General features: G+C 65.4%; 17 protein-coding genes. 2 read left to right on the forward strand and 15 right to left on the reverse strand.

All coding sequences use genetic code 11. From position 1 onward, the window contains the following. Positions 1-600 precede the first annotated feature (600 nt). Complete coding sequence (locus tag CKO40_RS14720; protein WP_200346986.1) at positions 601-1,011, forward strand: hypothetical protein; 411 nt, start codon at positions 601-603, stop codon at positions 1,009-1,011. Positions 1,012-1,061: 50 nt separating this feature from the next. On the opposite strand, the gene CKO40_RS14725 is transcribed toward CKO40_RS14720, so the two are convergent. From CKO40_RS14725 to CKO40_RS14740, 4 genes are all read right to left on the reverse strand, one after another. Continuing rightward, on the reverse strand, positions 1,062-2,036 hold the full coding sequence (locus CKO40_RS14725; RefSeq protein ID WP_200346987.1) for a Nudix family hydrolase: 975 nt from the start codon (positions 2,034-2,036) through the stop codon (positions 1,062-1,064). A gap of 45 nt (positions 2,037-2,081) precedes the next feature. After that, the gene (gene argJ / locus CKO40_RS14730) at positions 2,082-3,281 is read right to left on the reverse strand and encodes a bifunctional glutamate N-acetyltransferase/amino-acid acetyltransferase ArgJ (RefSeq protein ID WP_200346988.1); all 1,200 of its coding nucleotides are present in this window, start codon (positions 3,279-3,281) and stop codon (positions 2,082-2,084) included. Positions 3,282-3,302: 21 nt separating this feature from the next. Beyond that, the gene (gene secA, locus CKO40_RS14735) at positions 3,303-6,152 is read right to left on the reverse strand and encodes a preprotein translocase subunit SecA (protein WP_200346989.1); all 2,850 of its coding nucleotides are present in this window, start codon (positions 6,150-6,152) and stop codon (positions 3,303-3,305) included. Positions 6,153-6,571: 419 nt separating this feature from the next. Continuing rightward, a complete protein-coding gene (locus CKO40_RS14740) occupies positions 6,572-7,492 on the reverse strand; it encodes a M23 family metallopeptidase (protein ID WP_200346990.1) in 921 nt (306 codons plus the stop codon). A gap of 305 nt (positions 7,493-7,797) precedes the next feature. On the opposite strand from CKO40_RS14740, the gene CKO40_RS14745 reads away from it, so the two are divergent. Beyond that, complete coding sequence (locus CKO40_RS14745) at positions 7,798-8,238, forward strand: DciA family protein (protein ID WP_200346991.1); 441 nt, start codon at positions 7,798-7,800, stop codon at positions 8,236-8,238. 38 nt (positions 8,239-8,276) lie between these two features. On the opposite strand, the gene lpxC is transcribed toward CKO40_RS14745, so the two are convergent. The 11 genes from lpxC to mraY all read right to left on the reverse strand — a co-directional run bounded on the left by lpxC (position 8,277) and on the right by mraY (position 20,767). Continuing rightward, positions 8,277-9,188: a UDP-3-O-acyl-N-acetylglucosamine deacetylase gene (gene lpxC, locus CKO40_RS14750; RefSeq protein ID WP_242477066.1), complete on the reverse strand. Its 912-nt coding sequence runs from the start codon at positions 9,186-9,188 to the stop codon at positions 8,277-8,279. A gap of 226 nt (positions 9,189-9,414) precedes the next feature. Then, on the reverse strand, positions 9,415-10,569 hold the full coding sequence (gene ftsZ, locus CKO40_RS14755) for a cell division protein FtsZ (RefSeq protein ID WP_338074183.1): 1,155 nt from the start codon (positions 10,567-10,569) through the stop codon (positions 9,415-9,417). A 106-nt stretch (positions 10,570-10,675) separates the two neighbouring features. Continuing rightward, entirely contained in the window at positions 10,676-11,896 is a 1,221-nt protein-coding gene (gene ftsA / locus CKO40_RS14760; protein ID WP_200346994.1) for a cell division protein FtsA, read from the reverse strand. A 23-nt stretch (positions 11,897-11,919) separates the two neighbouring features. Next, positions 11,920-12,705 carry a cell division protein FtsQ/DivIB gene (locus CKO40_RS14765; protein WP_200346995.1) on the reverse strand — a complete coding sequence of 262 codons (786 nt, stop codon included), beginning with the start codon at positions 12,703-12,705 and terminating at the stop codon, positions 11,920-11,922. Continuing rightward, positions 12,698-13,663 (reverse strand): D-alanine--D-alanine ligase, encoded by a 966-nt coding sequence (locus CKO40_RS14770; RefSeq protein ID WP_200346996.1) that lies wholly within the window; start codon positions 13,661-13,663, stop codon positions 12,698-12,700. The genes CKO40_RS14765 and CKO40_RS14770 overlap by 8 nt, the downstream gene beginning before the upstream one ends. Continuing rightward, a complete protein-coding gene (gene murB, locus CKO40_RS14775) occupies positions 13,660-14,547 on the reverse strand; it encodes a UDP-N-acetylmuramate dehydrogenase (protein ID WP_200346997.1) in 888 nt (295 codons plus the stop codon). Before murB ends, CKO40_RS14770 begins: the two co-directional genes overlap by 4 nt. Next, complete coding sequence (gene murC / locus CKO40_RS14780; RefSeq protein ID WP_200346998.1) at positions 14,544-15,977, reverse strand: UDP-N-acetylmuramate--L-alanine ligase; 1,434 nt, start codon at positions 15,975-15,977, stop codon at positions 14,544-14,546. The genes murB and murC overlap by 4 nt, the downstream gene beginning before the upstream one ends. Then, on the reverse strand, positions 15,974-17,050 hold the full coding sequence (gene murG / locus CKO40_RS14785; protein ID WP_200346999.1) for an undecaprenyldiphospho-muramoylpentapeptide beta-N-acetylglucosaminyltransferase: 1,077 nt from the start codon (positions 17,048-17,050) through the stop codon (positions 15,974-15,976). The genes murC and murG overlap by 4 nt, the downstream gene beginning before the upstream one ends. After that, entirely contained in the window at positions 17,035-18,300 is a 1,266-nt protein-coding gene (ftsW, locus tag CKO40_RS14790; RefSeq protein WP_200347000.1) for a putative lipid II flippase FtsW, read from the reverse strand. The genes murG and ftsW overlap by 16 nt, the downstream gene beginning before the upstream one ends. Beyond that, on the reverse strand, positions 18,297-19,685 hold the full coding sequence (murD, locus tag CKO40_RS14795; RefSeq protein ID WP_338074184.1) for a UDP-N-acetylmuramoyl-L-alanine--D-glutamate ligase: 1,389 nt from the start codon (positions 19,683-19,685) through the stop codon (positions 18,297-18,299). The genes ftsW and murD overlap by 4 nt, the downstream gene beginning before the upstream one ends. After that, positions 19,685-20,767 (reverse strand): phospho-N-acetylmuramoyl-pentapeptide-transferase, encoded by a 1,083-nt coding sequence (mraY, locus tag CKO40_RS14800; RefSeq protein WP_200347002.1) that lies wholly within the window; start codon positions 20,765-20,767, stop codon positions 19,685-19,687. The genes murD and mraY overlap by 1 nt, the downstream gene beginning before the upstream one ends. Positions 20,768-20,769: the final 2 nt, after the last annotated feature.

Here is a 20,769-nt window from a genome sequence, read left to right on the forward strand (position 1 = left end):
CAGTGGATGAAAGCGCATGGCTATGCCTAAAGCGTCGTGTGCTCCCTTCTTGTGAATCGCCTAGTGCGGACCCGCATGCTAGGTGGTGTGGGGAGGGCGGGCTAAACACCCGCCCTTACCCGATTATTGGTCGCACGGCCGCCACGGTGTCTGCGCAGCGCGACATGGAAACTACCCATTGAGAACCTGCTGGTGTGCGCTATGCTGAGTCTGTAGGCAACAGTTGTGTTGTCTTTTGTACGCACGTCTTCGAGGTTGCAGCCGAGTCATCGACCAAGCATCGCGAGGCGGCGTTGATTTCGCAGTCGGCCGCGCTTAGATCGCGACTGATCTCAGCCATAGAGGCCTCAGTAATGACCCCGAAACAGAGCCATACCTTGTGGCACCTCAGGCGCCAAGGACTCCAATCCGAGGCGGAAGTCGCCGAACGTGCGTGGTCCAAAGGTCGAGAGTACATTCCCGACGAGCGGTCTCCGTTGAAGCGTGATACGCGGGACTTGATCGAACAGTGCAATTGGGAGTTGGTGGCCGCCGTTGCTTGACATGACGTCGCGTGATGCGATCGTGACGATTCCCTAGGCCCGCCTGGCCGCAACGCTGATGCAAGAGGGCTATCTTGTCCTCGAGACTGATCCGGAGCGACCAGGTCTCATCGTCGTCGGGGCGCTGACCAGCGTTCCGCAACGGATTGATGAAGGATGTCGATTCGCCGCCTGGTTCGGTGATCTCGATGCGGCGCTGATGCACCTGCATGAGGCGCTGCGGCGCTCCTTGGCTCAGCTTGAGCCACGCTGCTATCGCGTTGGTCTGATCGACGCGATTGCTGCGGCTGATGCAATCGACCTCGAGCATCGGCGAATCTTCATCGATCCGGAGTTCGCGGAGTCCACGCAGCTCAACGCAAAGATCGATTCGCTGCGACAGCGCCACCAGCGACTTGATCGTTGGCTCAACACGGTCGGGCTCGTTGCGGCCGCCTTGCTCGCGATTTGGGGCCTGCTCCCGCTCTAGAGGCGTGGCGGGCCGTGTCAAGGGGCTGAAAGACCGTTCAACTGCCGATTCTAGGAGGAACGGCTCCAGAATCCGCTGATTCCGGCAACGCCCTGCGCACCATGTCGCCAGGCGATCTGCAGGTCAGGGTCGCCGACGCCTCCGAGGGCGTAGACCGGCAGCGGTGCCGGGTCGACGAGCTCCGCGAACCGTTTCCATCCGAGTGGTTCCGACTCTGGATGACTGCGCGTTGGGCAGACCGGGGAGAGCAGCGCGTAATCGAGGCCGAGCGTGGCCGCTCGTGCCAGCGTGTCCGCATCATGGCAGGAAGCCCCAATCAGGCAGCGGCCGAGATCGGGGCGCTGATCCAATGCAAGCAGCCGTTGCTCGCTCAGGTGTAGCCCGTCCACTGGGAGACGGGTGGCAAGCTCGACCTCGCAGTTCACCAGCAGGAGGGCGCCCATCCGGCGGCAGAGTGCGGCGCAGCGCCGGGCGAGGTCCGCATAGCGGTCGGTGTCGAGCCAAGGGGCACGCAGCTGGACGATTGGCACACCGGTCCGTGCGAGTCTCTGCTCGAGATGCATCAGGAAGGCATCCGGTGCCGCTGGTGCGGCGCCTGTGATCAGGTATCGGCTCGGCAACCGGAGTGCACTGATGACGGGCCTGTCTGCGGCTGGGAAGCGGTCAGCATCCATCTCCTCCGGCGTCAGCCACTCGAGTGGCTGGCCCTCTCGGCCTTGCGGGATACCCTGGTAGTCGAGCACCTGGTGGATATCGAGCAGGACGCGGCGGTCTCGGTAATCATGCGATAGTCGGATCAATGGCCTGGAGACACAGACCTGGATGCCGAGCTCTTCTGCGAGCTCGCGCCGCAGCCCTTGCTCGACCGACTCGCCGGATTCGAGCTTACCGCCGGGAAATTCCCAGAGCCCACCCTGATGTGCAGCCTCCGGGCGCTTAGCGATGAGCACCCGGCCCTTGGTGTCGTTGACGATGCCGGCCGCGACATGGATCACGACCTTGCTTGCGGCGGGCGGGATGCTCATCGGGCGGCCTGGCCTCGGGGAGGCCACTGCGATGATTGAGAACGGTCAGGTCCGGTACTCGGCATTGATGCGGACATAATCATAGGACAGGTCGCAGGTCAGCAGATGCGCGGCGGCGTGACCTCGGCCGAGCCTGACAGCGATCGTGAAACTGTCCCGACCCATGACGGCCCGACCCGCGGCCTCGGTATAGTCGGGGTCACGCCCGCCGTTGGAGACGATGCACAGGTCGTCGAGATCGATCCGCACGCGATCGATATCCAACGCTTGCAGTCCAGCACGGCCGACCGCGGCCAATATCCGCCCCCAGTTGGGGTCGCTTGCGAACAAGGCCGTCTTGACCAGGGGCGAGTGCGCGATGGTATCGGCCACCTGGCGCGCCTCGATGACATCCCGTGCCTCGGTGACCTCGATGCGGACCAGCTTGGTGGCCCCTTCCCCGTCGCGCACGATCGCACTGGCGAGCTCGTCGCAGACCGCATCGAGGGCCTGTTGGAATGCGGCGACCTCGGGCTCGGTTGCGTCCTCGAGCGGGCTATTGCCGAGGGTTCCAGCTGCGACCAGCACACAGGCATCATTGGTCGAGGTGTCGCCGTCGATGCTGATGGCATTGAACGAATGCGCGACGGCCTGGCGCAGGCATCGTTGCAGCACGGCGTTGTCGACGCTGGCATCGGTCGCGATGAAGGCGAGCATGGTCGCCATGTCGGGCCGGATCATCCCAGCGCCCTTGGCGATGCCGGTGATGGTCGCGCGCCGCTCGCCCAGAATGCATTCCCGCGTGACCCGCTTTGGCCGCGTGTCCGTGGTCATGATCGCGCTGGCGGCGCTGTCCCAGTGGGCCTCGTCGAGAGTCGTGACGGCCAGCGACAACGCATCGGTGATGCGCTGGACGGGAAGGTATTCGCCGATTACGCCGGTCGAGAACGGGAGCACCTGCTCGGGTGCGCTGCCGGTGAGCGCGGCCAGCGCATTGCAGCAGGCGCGGGCGTCGTCGAGGCCGCGGCGGCCGGTGCCGGCGTTCGCATTGCCGGCATTGATCAACAGCCAGCGCGGCGGGGCCAGCGCCAGATGCTCGCGCGCAACCACAACCGGGGCGGCGCAGAAGGCGTTGCGGGTGAAGGCCGCGGCGCAGCGGCTGCCTTCCGGTAGCTCGATCAGCACCAGGTCGTCTCGATCCTGATAGCGAATCCCGGCCGGCACCGCGGCGACGCGCACGCCGCCTATCCTGGGGTTATCGGGCATGCTCAAGAACAGCGTGCGGCCTTAGGAGACGCGTCCGCAGCATTGCTTGTACTTCTTGCCGGAGCCACAGGGGCAGGGCTCGTTGCGACCCACCTTGCGTCCGTCACGGACGAACGGCTGCTGGCTCTCGTCGCTGGCCGGGCCGTCCGCGGTCGCCGCCGCACGCGGCTGACGCGCCCTGTCCGCCTCGGGTCGGGGCGCTTGCTTGGCCGCCGCAGGTAGGCCGTCGAAGGTCTCGTGCTTGAACTGGAACTCGGCCGTGCTCGGCCCCTGCGGCAGGATGTCCTCCGGCATCTGCAGCTGCATCCGCGCGAGCGTCTTGACCACGTCCTGCTTGATGCTGGCGAGCATCGCCGAGAACATCTCGAAGGCCTCGCGCTTGTACTCCTGCTTCGGGTTCTTCTGCGCATAGCCGCGCAGATGAATCCCTTGGCGCAGATAGTCCATCTGCGCCAGATGGTCCTTCCACTGGGTGTCGAGCGTCTGCAGCATGACCGCCTTCTCGATCTGGCGCATCGTCGCCGGCCCGACCAGCTTCTCCTTCTCGACCGCATAGCCTTCGAGCTGGGCGGCGATGCGCTGGCGCAGGGTCTCCTCGTGCAGCTCGTCGTCCACATCGAGCCACTGCTGGATCGGCCAGCTACCGCCGAAGGCGTCCTCGAGCGCGGCGCTCAAGCCCGGCACGTCCCATTGCTCTTCGAGGCTTTGTGGCGGGATGTAGGTGCTGATGAGCTCGTTGAGGACGTCGTGGCGCATCGCGCTGATGGTCTCGGAGACGTCATCGCCGTCCATCAGCTCGCGCCGCTGCTGATAGATCACCTTGCGCTGGTCGTTGGCGACGTCGTCGTAGTCGAGCAACTGCTTGCGGATATCGAAGTTGCGGCCCTCGACCTTGCGCTGGGCGTTCTCGATCGCCTTGGTCACCCAAGGATGCTCGATCGCCTCGCCTTCCTGCATGCCGAGGCGCTGCATCATGTTGGCGACGCGCTCGGAGGCGAAGATCCGCATCAGGTTGTCCTGCAGGGACAGGTAGAAGCGGCTCGAGCCCGGGTCGCCCTGGCGCCCGGAGCGCCCGCGCAGCTGATTGTCGATGCGCCGGGATTCGTGCCGCTCGGTGCCGATCACGTGTAGGCCGCCGGCCTTGATGACCTGGGCATGGCGCTTCCTCCAGTCGGCCTTGATGCGTCCGCGCTCCTCGTCGCCGGAGGCCTTCTCGAGCTCGGCGTCGAGGTTGCCGCCGAGCACGATGTCGGTGCCGCGCCCGGCCATGTTGGTGGCGATGGTGACCGCACTGGGCTCGCCGGCGCGGGCGATGATGCCGGCCTCACGCTCGTGCTGCTTGGCGTTGAGGACCTCGTGCGGGATCTTCGCCTCGTGCAATTTCTTCGAGACCAGCTCCGAGGTCTCGATCGACGCGGTGCCGACCAGCACCGGCTGACCACGCTCGACGCAGTCGCGGATGTCCTCGATGATCGACTGGTACTTCTCGTCCTGGGTCAGATAGACCAGATCGCCGCGGTCGTCGCGGACCATCGGCATGTTGGTCGGGATCACCGAGACCTCGAGGCCGTAGATCGACTGGAACTCGAACGCCTCGGTATCGGCGGTGCCGGTCATGCCGGCGAGCTTGGTGTAGAGCCGGAACAGGTTCTGGAAGGTGATCGACGCCAGCGTCTGGTTCTCCTGCTGGATCGGCACGCCTTCCTTGGCTTCGACCGCCTGGTGCAGGCCTTCGGACCAACGCCGGCCGGGCATCGTCCGCCCGGTGAACTCGTCGACGATGATGATCTGGCCGTCGCGGACGATGTAGTCGACGTTCTTCTGGAATAGCGCATGCGCCCGCAGCGCGGCATAGACATGGTGCATCAGCACGATGTTGCCGGCGTCGTAGAGGCTCTCGCCCGCGCCGAGCAGGCCCATCTCGGTGAGGTGGGCCTCGACCTTCTCATGGCCCTCTTCGCTGAGATAGACCTGGCGTGCCTTCTCGTCGACCGAGAAGTCGCCGGGACCGAAGTCGGGCTGGCCTTCCTCGTTGGTGATCGGCTCCTGCCGGGTCAGGCTCGGGATGATCCGGTCGATCTTGGTGTAGAGGTCGGTATTGCCCTCGGACGGCCCGGAGATGATCAGCGGTGTGCGCGCCTCGTCGATCAGGATCGAGTCGACCTCGTCGACGATCGCATAGTACGGGTCACGCTGCACGCGCTGCTCGGGCGTGAACGCCATGTTGTCGCGCAGATAGTCGAAGCCGAACTCGTTGTTCGTGCCGTAGGTGATGTCGGCATGATAGGTCTCGCGGCGCGTGCAGCGGCGCAGGTGGCGGTAGCCTTCCTGCTCGCCGGGCTCGTAGCTCGGGTCGAACAGGAACGAGGCGCTGTCGGGTCCGAGACCGCCGGAGCTGTTGATCACGCCGACGCTCAGGCCGAGGGCGTGGTAGACCTGTCCCATCCAGGCCGCGTCGCGGCGGGCCAGATAGTCGTTGACGGTGACGATATGCACACCCTTCGCGGGCAGTGCGTTGAGGTAGGCAGCCAGGGTCGCGACCAGGGTCTTGCCCTCGCCGGTGCGCATCTCGGCGATCTTGCCCTTGTGCAGGACCATGCCGCCGACGAGCTGGACGTCGAAGTGGCGCATGTCGAGCACGCGCTTGGCGGCCTCGCGAACGACCGCGAAGGCCTCGGGAAGCAGGTCATCGAGCTCGGCGCCTTCGGCGAGCCGCTCGCGGAAGACGCCGGTGCGTGCGCGCAGCTCGTCGTCGGAGAGCTTGGCAAGACCGTCCTCGAGCGCATTGATCTGCTCGGTGGACTTCATCAGCCGCTTGACCAGACGCTCGTTACGGCTGCCGAAGACCTTTCGGAAAAGGCGTAGGGCCATGATTCAGGCTCTTTAAGGTAGTAGGCAGAAGAATTAGCGAAATGATACCGGAGTCCTGGCGCTGTCGCAGATCAGACTGGCGAGTTGGCGCTAAAGCCAAGACGCCGACGGCTCGACAAGCCGAGCCGCCGGCGTCTTCAGGGGCTGTGTCTGAGGCCCGATCCGTCGCAAGCAGATGCTGGTCAACGTCTAAGGCATCCGCTCCCAGTCACAGCCTATCGACCAACCCTGGTGCGCTTTGTTTCCGCACCGTGAGACATTAGGCGATTGCCGGAAAAGCTCGTACCGAATTGCGCAGGATGTTCGTTTGCCTTCGAGGAGCGTCGCCGGGAGCATAGCCGGGCTATGTGACCGGCGGCGCGACGAAGAAGGCGAGCGAAAAGACCAGCAAGGCGGTATGAGCTTTGACAGAAATCGCCTTAGAGGCGGGCCAGCCGGGAAGGCTCGCTTAGGTCGAGATAGCGGATTGGGTCGATGGCCTCGCCGTCCCGGCGGACCTCGAAATGCACGTGCGGACCGGTCGAGCGTCCGGTCGACCCGAGCTTCGCGATGATCTGGCCTTTGGTGACCAGTTCGCCCTCGACGACCAGATTGCGTGAATTGTGCGCGTAGCGCGTCTCCAGGCCATTCGCGTGACGGATCTCGACGATCTTGCCATAGCCGCTCTTGCGGCCCGAGAAGATGACGAGGCCGTCGGCCATCGCAACGATATCGGCACCGTGCTTGCCGGCGATGTCGATGCCCTTGTGCATGCTACGACGGCCGGTGATCGGGTGACGGCGCAGCCCAAACTTCGAGGTGACGACGCCGCCGCTGGCGAGGGGCCAGCCATCGGGGACCACATGCTCCTTGAGGTCGCGTTCCATGATCAGGGTCTCGAGCAAGACCAGCTTGCGCTTGCGGTCTTCGAGCTCGGCCAGGACCTTGGTCAGGTCATGGATCACCTCGTCTGCGCGGTTACCCCTTATGCCGGTCTTCGTGGCGCCGCCACCAGAGGGTGCTGGCTGCCAAAAATCGAATTCTTCGCCGTCGAGGCCGGCCATCTCGACAAGTCGTTGGCCGAGGGCGTTGATTCGGATGATCTCGGCCTGCATCTGCCCAACACGGGCAGCGATACTATCCAGATCGGCCTCGGTCTCCTCGCTCAAGTCGGGACTGCGGTGAGGCTGCGAGGCCAGGTGCGTCAGTACGGTCTCGATGTCGGTTGCGGGTGCTGAGGTGAAGCGATACTTGCCGAGCAAAAAACCGGTGGTGCCGGCGAGGAACGCGATGAGCACCACGGCAAGCATCGCCATCGAGCTGTAACCGGATTGGGAGGAACTCTGTTTGATGCGTGGCATCATTTCTCCGAACAGTGATGGTCAGAGGGGCGAGATAGGGAGGCGCAGAACCCCGCGTCCTTCCCAAATACCGGGCAAGGAAGCGAGGCGCAGGCCCTGTCGCCCGCAGACTGCGCTCCCTGCCTAAGGCGATTTCTGTCAAAGCTCATACCGCCTTGCTGGTCTTTTCGCTCGCCTTCTTCGTCGCGCCGCCGGTCACATAGCCCGGCTATGCTCCCGGCGACGCTCCTCGAAGGCAAACGAAAATCCTGCGCAATTCGGTACGAGCTTTTCCGGCAATCGCCTAAGCGCGTCGGCCTTCGGTCATGGCGAAACAGACGATCCATATTCGACGGCATTTGCGAGCGAGCACCCCGGTCGCCGCGCTGCTTGACGAAATCGAGCAACGCGAACAGCTGCTGCGGATGATTCGCAATCACTTGCCGCGAGAAGTGGGCACACATTGCCGTCAAGTTGCATTGGTTGATGGCGAGCTCACACTCTTCGTGGAATCGCCCATCTGGGTCGATCGCCTTCGCTATCGCTGTGCTGATCTGGTTAGTGGTCTTTTGGCTGACGGCCTCGAGGTCGAGCGTTGTCGAGTTCGGGTACTGCCGGACAGCCGGCCGTCGGTGCCCGTACAGCAGGGGTCATCGCGGGATCTGTACGGGGATGATGAGCCGACAGGGGCGGATCAGCCGAGCTCACCGCTTGCGCGTGCCCTCTTACGACTGGCAAGAACACTTGGCCGAGCGTCGGAGACATGATCAGGGTGCGCGAGCGGGGTTGCGATAGGGCGGTCGGCTCAGAGGGCAGGCGCTGGCTGGCCGTAGCGAATCGGCAGCTGCTGAGCGTCGTCGAAGGTCACCTCTTCCCATGCCGACTGATCGGCCAACAGCGCACGGAGCAGCCGATTGTTCAATGCGTGGCCGGACTTGTGGCCCCGGAACGCGCCGATCAGCGGGTGGCCGAGTAGATAGAGGTCGCCGATGGCGTCCAGAATCTTGTGCTTGACGAATTCGTCCTCATACCGCAGGCCGCCGTCGTTCAAGACGCGAAAGTCGTCGACGACGACCGCGTTGTCGAGGCTGCCTCCAAGCGCGAGGTTCTGTTGTTGCAACGCCTCGATGTCGCGCAAGAAACCAAACGTACGCGCTCGACTGACCTCCTTGACGAATGAGGTTGTCGAGAAATCGATGCTCGCCTGCTGCAGCCGAGACGCAAAGGCCGGATGATCGAAATCGATCGAGAATTCGACCTTGAAACCGTTGAACGGGTCGAAGCGCGCGTATTTGTCACCATCGTTGACGCGCACTGGCTGCTTGATCGAGATAAAGCGCCGCGGACGGTTCTGTTCTTCGATACCGGCTGATTGCAGCAAGAAAACGAAAGGCGCGGCGCTTCCATCCATGATCGGGACCTCGGCCGCACTCAGATCGACATAGGCGTTATCGATCCCGAGGCCGGCAAAGGCCGAGAGCAGATGCTCGACGGTCGAGACACGCACCTCACCATCGGTCAGTGTCGTCGAGAGGCGAGTGTCTCCGACATTGAGCGGCGTGGCCTTGATGTCGACAACCGGGTCGAGATCGGTCCGACGAAAGACGATACCAGTGTCGGCGGCTGCCGGTCGAAGCGTCAGGTAGACCTTGTCGCCGGTGTGCAGACCGACGCCGGTCGCCCGGATCACGTTCTTGAGCGTTCGCTGGCGGATCATTGGCGCTCCTCCGAGCGTTGCGGAAGCCGGCGCTAGAGCGCCGGCCCGCATCGTTTGACGTTCGCTGCAGCACGCCGCCCAAGTCCGTCCTTAGGGCGTTGGCGTCATGCACCTCTTGATACCGGTGCATGTTAGGGTTTTCCCGGATTTTTATCAAGTACTCGCCCTGATTGCAAGTGAACCGTCTGATTTGCATCCAATAATCCACACTAGGGATTGTCCTAGATCAATCCGCCTGCCGGCGCAGAAATGCCGGAATGTCCAGGTAATCGAGATCAGCAGCGGTCGCTTCACCGCCGCCTCCGGCCGCTCGTTTGTTGCGGATGTAGGCAGGCTGATCCATATCCTGGTAATCCGGCGCGGCGCTGTCGCGATGATCGGTTTCGACCAACCGCATCTTGGGCTCGCCGCCGCGCGCTGCGAGCCGTTCCGCTCGGCGGTCTCCGAGGCCGGTGGCGACGACCGTGACGCGCAGTTCCTCCTCCAGATCCGGGTCGATCACGGTCCCGACCACCACCGTCGCATTGTCGTCGGCGAAGTCGCGCACGGTGTTGCCGACCTCGTCGAACTCGCCGATGGTCAGGGTCATGCCGGCCGTGATATTGACGAGGATACCGTTTGCGCCGGAGAGGTCGATGTCTTCCAGCAACGGACTGTTGATGGCCTTCTCGGCGGCCTCTCGAGCACGATTCTCGCCAGTGGCCGAGCCGGTGCCCATCATCGAGACCCCCATGCCCGACATGACGGTCTTGACGTCGGCGAAGTCGACATTGATCAGGCCCGGTCGGGTGATCAGCTCGGCAATGCCCTGGGTCGCATTCAGCAGCACGTCGTTGGCGGCACTGAAGGCGTCGAGCAGTGACATCTGCTTGCCGAGGACCGCGAGCAGCTTGTCGTTCGGGATCGTGATCAACGAATCGACGTGCTTCTCGAGCTCGAGGATGCCGTCGAGCGCAACCTTGGCGCGTTTCCCGCCTTCGAATATGAAAGGCTTGCTGACGACCGCGACGGTCAGGATACCGAGCTCGCGCGCGACCGAGGCCACGATCGGTGCGGCGCCGGTGCCGGTTCCGCCGCCCATGCCCGCGGTGATGAAGACCATGTCGGCGCCCTCGAGCACGTCCTTGATGCGGTCGCGGTCCTCTTCAGCAGCGCGGCGGCCGACATCCGGATCGGCCCCGGCCCCGAGACCTTTGGTGATGCCGGCGCCCAATTGCAGGATGGTCTTGACGGCGACATTGTCCAATGCCTGCGCGTCGGTGTTGGCGCAGATGAAGTCGACCCCTTCGATGTTCGCCGCCGCCATATGATTGACCGCGTTACCGCCGCCGCCGCCGACGCCGACGACCTTGATGACGGCATTCTGGGTTTGTGTATCCATAAGCTCAAAGCTCATATCGGTTACCTCGAGGATTTGCTGTGGTGGTCTGCTGCAACTGCTCGTCATCCCCTCGGGCGGCGGGGACCTGTTTGCCCGTGGGTCATGGTCAGAAACTGCCGCTCAACCAGCCGCGCAGGCGCCCCCAAAGGCCCGCGCGTTGGTGCTCGGCAGCGCCTGAGAAGCGATGCTCTTTGGCGTAGATCAGTAACCCGACCCCGGCGGCATAGACGGGGTCAGCGATGGTGTCTTCCATCCCTGTGACGGACTGGGGAAGGCCGAGTCTTACTGGCATGTGGAAGACCTCCTCGGCCAGATCCACGATGCCCTCCATCTTTGCGCTGCCGCCGGTCAGCACGACGCCGCCGGCGATCAGTTCTTCAAAGCCACTGCGGCGCAGCTCGCTCTGGAGTAGGCTCAGCAGCTCCTCATAACGCGGCTCGATGACCTCTGCGAGGGTCTGACGGGAGAGCTGCCGCGGTGGTCGCTCGCCGATGCTGGGGACCTCGATGTTCTCTTGGGCGACCTGCGAAGGCAGCGCGCAGCCGTGCTGGATCTTGATCGCCTCGGCGTGCTGGGTCGGGGTGCGGAGTGCCACCGCGATGTCATTGGTGACCTGGTCGCCGGCGATCGGGATGACCGAGATGTGGCGGATCGCGCCGTCGGTGAACACCGCGAGGTCAGTGGTGCCGCCACCAATATCGATCATGCAGACCCCGAGCTCCTTCTCGTCGTCCTTGAGCACCGCGAGCGACGAGCTGAGCTGGCCGATCACGAGATTATCGACCTCGAGGCCGCAGCGGCGGATACACTTGACGACGTTCTGCGCCGCGCTGACTGCGCCGGTGACCATGTGCACGCGCGCCTCGAGTCGCACGCCGCTCATCCCGATCGCTTCGCGGATGCCGTCTTGATCGTCGATGATGAATTCCTGCGGCAGGATATGCAGGATCTTCTGATCAGCCGGGATCGCGACCGCGCGCGCTGCGTCGATCACGCGGTCGACGTCGCTCTGGTTGACCTCGTGGTCCTTGATCGCGGTCACGCCGTCGCTGTTGCGGCTGCGGATATGGCTGCCGCCGATGCCGGCATGGACCGAATGGATCTCGCAGCCCGCCATCAGCTCGGCCTCTTCGACGGCGCGCTGGATCGATTGCACGGTCGATTCGATGTCGACGACCACGCCCTTCTTGAGGCCGTGTGTCGGGTGTGTGCCGACACCGATGACCTCGATCGTGTCGTCGGGCCTGATCTCGCCGACCAGAGCGGCGACCTTGGAGGTGCCGATGTCGAGGCCGACGACCAGGTTCTTCTCATTGCGTCTTGCCATGCAGATCCGCTCCGTTTGAATAGTCAGTTGGCCGCAACGCGTTTCGGACCGCCGCCAGTGGCGCCGCTTGGCAGCCAGCGGACCGCCAGCCCGTTGCTGTAGCGCAGATCGAGTCGGGTTGGGATGCCGATCGCCTCGATCTGCCCGTAGGCGGCGATCAAGCGCCCGAGTCGCTGCTCGACGTCGTCGGTGCCGAGCAGGACCTCGGTGCCGCCGAGCAGTTGGATCGACCAGTCGCCGCGTGCGTCGCGATGGACGCCGTCGACGATCAGCCCGAGCTCGAGCAGCCGCGGTCCCCAGTCGAGAAAACGGTTCACGACCTCCGGTGCCATTGCGTCGTTGTTGGCACCGAGACGGGCCAGGCCTGCGGGCAGACGGCCGTCCGTCGGCCTGAACACGATTCCACTCTCGGTTACCAGGCCGGTCTCGCGCCAGCGCGCGATGGCGTTGTGCTCGCGCACGCTGATCTGGATACGATCGGGCCAGAACCGCCTTACTGTCGCCTCGGCGACCCAGGGAAGCGCTCGCACTTGGGTCCGTAAGCTACTCAGGTCCTGGGTCAGGATGCCGCCGGCGATCTCGTCGCTGACCGTCTGCTGAAGGGCCTCGCGTGACAGACCGTGCATCTCGCCCTCGATGCTGACGACCCTGATCGGCAGCAGCAGCGGTTCCCATTGCTTCAGGACCCAGCCTGCGCCGAGGAGGCCACCAATCAGCGTTAGCGCCAGCAATAGGCGGACGAGCAACGCCCCTCTACTCAGCGGTGGCCGCTCAGGCGATGCGGGCATGGTCGTGCTGTGCTCAGTCATCGGCCGCGCTCTCCCGGAGACTGGTCTCGAGGATACGGAGGCAGAGCTGTTCGAAGTCGATACCGGCGGCGCTTGCAGCCATGGGTACGAGACTGTGGTCGGTCATGCCCGGGATGGTGTTGACCTCCAGCAGTTTGGGTGCTCCGGCTTCGTCGAGCATGAAGTCGACCCGTCCCCAGCCGCTTGCTCCAACACTGCGAAACGCCTGCAGACAGAGGCGTTGATACTCGGCCTCGAGCGCCTGCGGTAGCCCGCAGGGGCATCGATAGGAGGTGCTATCGGCCTGGTACTTCGCCTCGAAGTCATAGAAGCTGCGAGGCGTTTCCAGCCGGATCAGCGGCAGCGCCTGCTCGCCGAGGATGGCGCAGGTGTACTCGGCGCCGCTCAGCCAGCGCTCGGCGATCACGACGGCATCGAGCTCGCTAGCCGCGGACCAGGCGCTGGCTAGCTCGTCCGGGCCATCGGCGCGCGCCATCCCGAGACTGGAGCCCTCATGCGCAGGCTTGACCATCAGTGGGAAACCGAGTGCGGCGGCTCGCTTCAGGTCGGTCTCGCCGTGGATCAGTGCAAACTCGGCCGTCGGCAGGCCGGCGCCTCTCCAGACCAGCTTGGAGCGATACTTGTCCATGCCGATGGCCGAGCCGAGCACCCCCGAACCGGTGTAGGGCAGCCCAAGGCCTTCCAGGGCGCCCTGGATCTGGCCGTCCTCGCCGCCGCGACCATGCAGGATGACGAAGGCGCGATCGAAGCGCGCCGGGTCAAGGGCCTCGAAACAGGCGCTGCCGGGCACCTCGGCCGGATCGACAGGAGTGACGTCGAGGCCGAGGCGCTCGAGCGCCGCGAGGACCGCATGGCCGCTCTTGAGCGAGATCGCCCGCTCGGCCGAGGTGCCGCCAAGGATCAGGGCAATGCGGCCATAGCGGGATGGATCGACTGCGAATGCGTCCGCAGATGTCATTGGAATGCCCCCATCCGGCGGACTTCGGTTCGCAAACGGATACCGCTGCGGCGCTCGACCTCCACCTGGACCAGATCAATCAGTCCAGCGATGTCCGTCGCGCTGGCATCGCCGAGATTGACGATGAAGTTGGCATGCTTGCTCGAGACCTCGGCGCCACCGAGCCGGCGACCCTTCAGTCCGGCCGCCTCGATCAACCGCGCGGCATGATCGCCGGGCGGGTTGCGGAAGACCGAGCCGCAGCTCGGCAGGCCCGTGGGCTGAGTTGCGGCGCGGCGGTCCAGCAGCGCGCGAATGCGTGCCTGTGCGGCGTCGGTGTCACCCGGGCTGAGCAGGAGGTCGGCGTCGATGAACCACTCGTTCGGCGGTCCCTCGACCTCGCGGTAACCAAACCGGAACTCGGAATGACCTCGCGTTCGAATCTGTCCTGCGCGATCGATCGTGCGCACCTGTTGCACGAGCGGCCAGGTCTCTCCGCCCCAAGCGCCGGCGTTCATCGCCAAGGCGCCGCCCATCGTCCCTGGAATGCCGGCCAAGAACTCGGCACCGACCAGCCCTTGACGGGCCGCGAAGCGGGCGACCTTGGCGCAGCTAGCGCCGGCGCCGATCCGCAGGCCGTTCGGGGGCCGGGCGGCGATCGTGCTCAGACAGCCCTGGGTATGGATCACGGTCCCGCGCACACCGGCATCGCCAATCAGCAGGTTGCTGCCGAGGCCCAGCCAGAACAGCGGCTCACCGCGCTCAAGGCCCGCCAGGAAGGCGGCAAGGTCGGCCTCGTCAGCCGGACGATAGAGACGGTCGGCCGGACCGCCGACCCGCCAGCTCGTGTACCGGGCCAGCGGCTCGTTCAGACGCAGTTCACCGCGCAGGCTGGACGCCGTCATCGCCTCACCTCGCTGAGCAGCGCTGGCAGCTTGGCTGCGAACTGCCCGATGTCACCGGCGCCGGAGATGAGCAATAGGTCCTCGGGCGCGAGCAACCCGCCGAGCAACGCGGGGATGTCGTGCAGCGCCTGCACGAACACCGGCTCAACCTGGCCGCGCGAGCGCACCGCGCGACTCAGACTGCGTCCATCGGCACCGGCGATGGGCTGCTCGCCGGCTGGATAGACCTCGCAGAGCACCAGCACGTCGACCTCGGAGAGGACCTGCACGAAGTCCTCGAACTGCTCCTGCGTCCGTGAATAGCGGTGGGGCTGGAATACCAGTACCAAGCGCCGATTCGGCCAGCCGCCGCGCGCGGCCTCGATGGTCGCCGCGAGCTCGCGCGGATGATGCCCGTAGTCGTCGATCAGCGTGATCGCGCAGCCGTCACCAAGGGTGCAATCGCGGACTACGAAACGTCGTCCGACGCCGGCAAAGGCAGCCAAGGCCTGCTGGATGGCGGTCTCCTCGACCCCGATCTCGAGCGCGACCGCGATCGCCGCGAGCGCATTGCGCACGTTGTGGATGCCGGGGAGATTGAGCTCGACTGGAAAGCTCAGCTCGGCCTCGGCGTGCTGGACCTCAAAGCGCATGCGCAGCCCGTCCTGCTGCACGCCCAGGGCGCGGACATCGGCATCGGCATGGGTGCCGTAGGTCAGCACCGGACGCGAGATCGATGGGATCAGCCCGGCGACTTCAGGGTCGTCGATGCAGAGGACCGCCAAGCCGTAGAACGGCAGATGGTGGATGAAGGCCCTGAAGGTGCTGCGCAGGCGATCGAAATCGTTGTCATAGGTGCGCATGTGGTCGGCGTCGATATTGGTGACGACCGCCAACATCGGTTGCAGGTAGAGGAACGAGGCGTCGCTCTCGTCGGCCTCAGCGATCAGATACTTGCTGCTGCCCAGGCGGGCATTGGCGCCAGCGCTATTGAGCAGGCCGCCGATCACGAAGGTCGGGTCCAGATTGGCCTCGGCCAGCACGCTGGCGATCAGGCTCGTCGTCGTGGTCTTGCCGTGGGTGCCGGCGACGGCGACGCCGAAATAGAAGCGCATCAGCTCCGCGAGCATCTCGGCCCGACGCACAATCGGCGTCCGCGCCGCACGCGCTGCTTCGATCTCGGGGTTGTGCTCGTCGATCGCGGTCGAGACCACGACGGCGTCAACGTCGCGGATCTGCTCGGCGCGATGGCCCAGATAGCACTGCACGCCGAGTCCCTTGAGGCGGCGCACGCCCTCGTTCTCGCGCAGATCCGAGCCCTGGACCTCATAGCCCAGGTTGGCCATCAGCTCCGCGATCCCGCTCATCCCGGCGCCGCCGACCCCGATGAAATGCAGTCGGCGCATGCGGCCCATCTGGGTGGCGCTATGGATCAGGTGCGCGGCATTCATCGCGCCACCTCCAGGCAGGCATCGGCAATCTGTCCAGCGGCGTCCGGCATCGCCTTGGCGCGCGCGGCCTCGGCCATCTGCAGCCGCCGTTGCGGATCAGCGAGCAGCGGCTCCAGCAGCGCCTCGAGGCGCTCGGCGGTCATCTCGCGCTGCAACAGCACCTCTGCCGCACCGGCGTCACTGAGCCAGCGGGCGTTGCCGACCTGATGATCATCGACCGCATGCGGGTAGGGGATGAAGATCGCTGGCAGTCCGACCGCCGCGAGCTCGGAGACCGTCAGCGCACCGCTGCGGCAGATGACCAGGTCGGCCCAGGCATAGGCGTCCGCCATGTCGGCGATGAACGCTGTCACCTCGGCCTCGATGCCGGCAGCGCGATAGGCCGCTTGTGCCACCTCGAGGGTGCGCTCGCCGGCTTGGTGGCGGACCTGCGGGCGGAGCGGCTCAGGGAGCAGCGCAATGGCCTTCGCGACGGTCTCATTCAATGCCAGCGCGCCCAGCGAGCCGCCGACCACGAGCAGGCGCGCTGGCGCGCGGCGGTTGGCAAAGCGCTCGGCAGGTGAGGGGAGCGCCGCGATCTCGGTCCGCACCGGGTTGCCTGTCGTGATGGCACGGCGCGCTGCCGGGAAGCTGTTCGGGAAGGCCTGGAAGACGCGGTCAGCGATCCGGGCGAGCCATTGGTTGGTCAGACCAGGGACACTGTTCTGCTCCTGGATCACCAGCGGACGCCGCTGCAGCCGCGCCATCAGGCCTCCGGGTCCAGAGACGAAGCCGCCCATGCCGAGCACCGCGGCCGGATTGCGCCGGCTGAGGATGCCTGCGGCCTCGCCAAGCGCTCCGGCGAGACGCAACGGGGCCATGATCAGGGTCCGCAGGCCTTTGCCCCGCAGACCGGCGACCGACAGCCACTCGATCGCGAAGCCATGCTCTGGGACCAGGCGCGCCTCGATCCCGGCGCGGGTGCCGATCCAGACCACATCGGCCCCTCGCATGCGCAGGGCCTCGGCCACCGCGAGCGCCGGGAACACGTGACCGCCGGTGCCGCCGGCCATGATCGCTATGGTCGGCGCCATCGCAGGCCTCCGGGCGGTAGCATGCTGCGGCCGACCCCAGCCTCGGGCAGCGGTTGCACCGCCTTGCGTCTCAGCTCGAAGTCGATCCGCAGCAGAACGGCCGCCGCAATGACGGACACGATCAGCGCATTGCTCCCGTAGCTGATGAAGGGCAGGGTCAAGCCCTTGGTGGGCAGGAGCCCGGTATTCACGCCGGCATTGATCAGCGCCTGCATCCCGAGCAGCAGTCCAATGCCGTGTGCGACATGGGCGGAGAACTGCTCGCCGAGCGCATGCGCCCTGCTCCCGATCGCAAAGGCGCGCCAGGTGATGAATGCGAATGCGGCGATCACCAGCAGGACCCCGACCACCCCGAGCTCTTCGCCGATCACCGCGAGCAGGAAGTCGGTATGCGCTTCAGGCAGATAGAACTGCTTCTGGATGCCGTTGCCGAGACCGACCCCAAACCATTCGCCACGCCCCATTGCGATCAGGGCATGGCTGAGCTGATAGTCGGTGTTGAAGGGGTCGTCGAACGGGTTGATGAACGAGGTCACCCGTTGGAGCCGATAGGGCTCGATCCAGATCAGGAGCGCCAAGCCGCCTGCGATACCGATGAACAGCAACGCAAACGGCCACCAAGCGGCACCTCCGAGCCACAGCAGCCCCATCACGGTCGCCAGCAGCACAGCGGTCGTGCCGAAGTCCGGCTGCACCATGATCAGGCTGGCGGCAAAGCCGATCAGCAGCATCGGCCTGACGAAGCCAAGCAGCGAGGTGCTGACCTCGAGCTGCCGCCTTACCAGGTAGCCCGAGACGTAGATGATCGCGAAGAACTTGATCAGCTCCGATGGCTGCAGGTTGAATGGGCCGAGCGGTATCCAGCGGGTGGCGCCATTCGCGGTGCGGCCGATGCCTGGAATCAGCACGAGCAGCAACAATGCGCAGCTGAGCAGCATCAGCCAGATACCGGAGCGCTCCCAGACCTGCACCGGGATGGCGAAGCAGATCAGGCCAAACAGCAGCGCCAGGCAGAGCGCAATGCCGTGTCGGAGCACGAAGAAGAACGGCTCGCTGTAATCGCGCGCCGCGATCGGCAGCGACGCGGATGCGACCATCACGAAGCCCAGTCCCAGCAGCGCGAGTACCGCGACCAATAACAGCCTGTCGAGCGATGCCTCGTCGAGATCGCGGCGGCGCTGGCGTCCGCGGGCTGCCGACGCATGGGTCCGAGCGAGGGCCGAACTGAGGGTGGCGCCCGGGCTGTTCATGGCTCCAGCTCCTCGACCGCGGCGGCGAAGATGCGGCCACGCTGCTGAAAATCATCGAACATATCGAAGCTGGCGCAGGCGGGTGAGAGCAGGACTGCGTCGCCGGGCTGGGCGAGCTCGGCAGCGACCTGCACGGCCTGCTCCATGCTGCTGGCATGGTGCAGCGGCACTGTTTCGGCCAAGGCGCGCTCGAGGAGCGGCGCATCGCAGCCGATCAGCACCACAGCGCGGGCGCAGTCGCGCACGATTGGCGCCAGCGCCGAGAAGTCCGCCCCCTTGCCGTCACCGCCGGCGATCAGCACCGCGCGGGCATTGCGAGTTGAACGCTCGTCCGACGCGACGATGCCGGCAAGCGCGGCCGTGGTCGCGCCGGGGTTGGTGCCCTTGGAGTCGTTGATCCAGCGCACGCCGCGGCGCTCGGCTACCAGTTCGCTGCGATGCGGAAGCCCGGTGAAGACACGCAACGCCTCGCAGGCCGACGCGGGGTCGACGCCCGCGGTTTCCGCCAGCGCGAGTGCGGCCAAGCCGTTGGCAAGGTTATGTCGACCCGGCATCCGGACCTCGGCGGCCGGCATCAATAGGCGCCCACCGCGCGCGATCCAGGCCTCACTGTCCTGCTCGACGAGGCCGTAGTCCTGATCTCTGGCCGGTGGCGATAGCGAGAAGCCGATCCTGTCAGCGATCCCATCGGCGAGGGCGGCCGCGACCGGGTCATCACGATTGATGACGGCGTGCTCGGCATGGGCGAAGATGCGCCTCTTGGCCGCTGCATAGGCGCCGAGGCTCGGATAGCGGTCGAGATGGTCTGGCGAGAGGTTGAGCACCGTGGCCGCGCGCAGGTGCAGCGACGCGGTGGTCTCGAGCTGGAAGCTCGAGAGCTCGAGCACGAGCCAGTCTGCATCAGCATCCAACAGGTCGAGCACGGGGAGACCGAGATTGCCGCCGACCGCTGCCTGGATGCCGGCCTGCCGCAGCATCTGGCCAACCAGGGTGGTGACGGTGCTCTTGCCGTTGGAGCCAGTGATCGCGATCGCGGGTCTGTTTGATGTGCGGGCGAACAGCTCGACGTCCCCGATGAGAGGGATGCCACGCTCAGCGGCGCGCTGCAATGCGGGCGTGCTGATCGGGACGCCCGGGCTGACCACGATCTCGTCGGCGGAGGTCAACAGGGTGTCGTCGAAGCCGCCGAGCATCACGGCCACGTCCGGGAGCTCCTGCTGCAATCGCCCCAACGCCGGCGGCTGGTTCCGGGAATCCAAGACCGCGACCTCAGTCCCTTGCCGGTGCAGCCAGCGCGCGCACGAAAGACCGGTGGCCCCGAGTCCGACGACGACCGTCTTGCGTTTGACGGCGCGGCTGCCGTCCGCTTCTGGTGCCGGGGTCATCATCGGATCTTAAGGCTCGCAAGACCCAACAGGACCAGCACCACGGTGATGATCCAGAAACGCACGATCACCCGCGGCTCTGGCCATCCCTTGAGCTCGTAGTGGTGATGCAGCGGCGCCATCCGGAAGATGCGCTTACCGGTCAGCTTGAACGAGGCGACCTGCAGCATCACCGACAGCGTCTCGAGCACGAAGAGACCGCCCATGATGAAGAGCACGATCTCTTGCTTGGCGACCACCGCGACCGCGCCGAGCGCGGCCCCAAGCGCGAGTGCGCCGACGTCGCCCATGAAGACCTGAGCGGGATAGGTGTTGAACCAGAGGAAGCCCAGTCCAGCCCCGGCCAAGGTGCCGCAGAAGATCACGACCTCTCCGACGTCCGGGACATACGGGATCTTGAGATAGGTCGCGATCTCGATGTTGCCGGCGGCATAGACCATGATGCCGAGTCCGCCGGCGACCATCACCGAGGGCAGCACGGCGAGGCCATCGAGCCCGTCGGTGAGGTTCACCGCATTGCTGGAGCCGACGATCACCAGATAGGCAAACAGGACGAACCAAGGCCCGAGCTGGATGCTGACCTCCTTGAGATAGGGCACCAGCAGCGCCGTCTCGCCGGCCGTTGAAGCGCTCAAGTAGAGATAGAAGGCCGCTGCGAGTCCGGCCACGGTCTGCCAGAGATACTTCCACCGGGCCGCCAGGCCTTTCGGGTCGCGCAACACCAGCTTGCGGTAGTCGTCCAGGAGCCCGATTGCACCGAAGGCCATCGTGGTCAGCAGCACCACCCAAACGAAGCGGTTGTTCAGGTCCGCCCAGAGCAGCGTGCTCACCGCGATCGAGACCAGGATCAGGGTCCCGCCCATGGTCGGTGTGCCCGCCTTCGAGAAATGGCTCTCGGGACCATCGCTGCGAACGGTTTGCCCGACCTTGTAGGTGCTCAGCCAACGGATGAGTGGGCGGCCGATCAACAGCGAGATCGCCAAGGCGGTGAGCGCGCCGAGGATGGCCCGCAGCGTCAGGTAGCGGAAGACGGTGAAGCCGCTCTCGAATTGGCTCAGCCAGTCGGTCAGTAACAACAGCATGC

Source organism: Halochromatium glycolicum (assembly GCF_016584085.1).
GTDB lineage: Bacteria > Pseudomonadota > Gammaproteobacteria > Chromatiales > Chromatiaceae > Lamprobacter > Lamprobacter glycolicus.

Coding starts and splice junctions, on each gene's coding strand:
- ftsZ (WP_338074183.1), bottom strand. CDS start 10,569: ATGGATACACAAACCCAGAATGCCGTCATCAAGGTCGTCGGCGTCGGC.
- CKO40_RS14770 (WP_200346996.1), bottom strand. CDS start 13,663: ATGACATCTGCGGACGCATTCGCAGTCGATCCATCCCGCTATGGCCGC.
- murC (WP_200346998.1), bottom strand. CDS start 15,977: ATGAATGCCGCGCACCTGATCCATAGCGCCACCCAGATGGGCCGCATG.
- CKO40_RS14745 (WP_200346991.1), top strand. CDS start 7,798: ATGGCGAAACAGACGATCCATATTCGACGGCATTTGCGAGCGAGCACC.
- mraY (WP_200347002.1), bottom strand. CDS start 20,767: ATGCTGTTGTTACTGACCGACTGGCTGAGCCAATTCGAGAGCGGCTTC.
- CKO40_RS14725 (WP_200346987.1), bottom strand. CDS start 2,036: ATGAGCATCCCGCCCGCCGCAAGCAAGGTCGTGATCCATGTCGCGGCC.
- ftsW (WP_200347000.1), bottom strand. CDS start 18,300: ATGAACAGCCCGGGCGCCACCCTCAGTTCGGCCCTCGCTCGGACCCAT.
- murB (WP_200346997.1), bottom strand. CDS start 14,547: ATGACGGCGTCCAGCCTGCGCGGTGAACTGCGTCTGAACGAGCCGCTG.
- argJ (WP_200346988.1), bottom strand. CDS start 3,281: ATGCCCGATAACCCCAGGATAGGCGGCGTGCGCGTCGCCGCGGTGCCG.
- CKO40_RS14740 (WP_200346990.1), bottom strand. CDS start 7,492: ATGCCACGCATCAAACAGAGTTCCTCCCAATCCGGTTACAGCTCGATG.
- secA (WP_200346989.1), bottom strand. CDS start 6,152: ATGGCCCTACGCCTTTTCCGAAAGGTCTTCGGCAGCCGTAACGAGCGT.
- murD (WP_338074184.1), bottom strand. CDS start 19,685: ATGACCCCGGCACCAGAAGCGGACGGCAGCCGCGCCGTCAAACGCAAG.
- CKO40_RS14765 (WP_200346995.1), bottom strand. CDS start 12,705: ATGACTGAGCACAGCACGACCATGCCCGCATCGCCTGAGCGGCCACCG.
- ftsA (WP_200346994.1), bottom strand. CDS start 11,896: ATGGCAAGACGCAATGAGAAGAACCTGGTCGTCGGCCTCGACATCGGC.
- lpxC (WP_242477066.1), bottom strand. CDS start 9,188: ATGATCCGCCAGCGAACGCTCAAGAACGTGATCCGGGCGACCGGCGTC.
- CKO40_RS14720 (WP_200346986.1), top strand. CDS start 601: ATGCAAGAGGGCTATCTTGTCCTCGAGACTGATCCGGAGCGACCAGGT.
- murG (WP_200346999.1), bottom strand. CDS start 17,050: ATGGCGCCGACCATAGCGATCATGGCCGGCGGCACCGGCGGTCACGTG.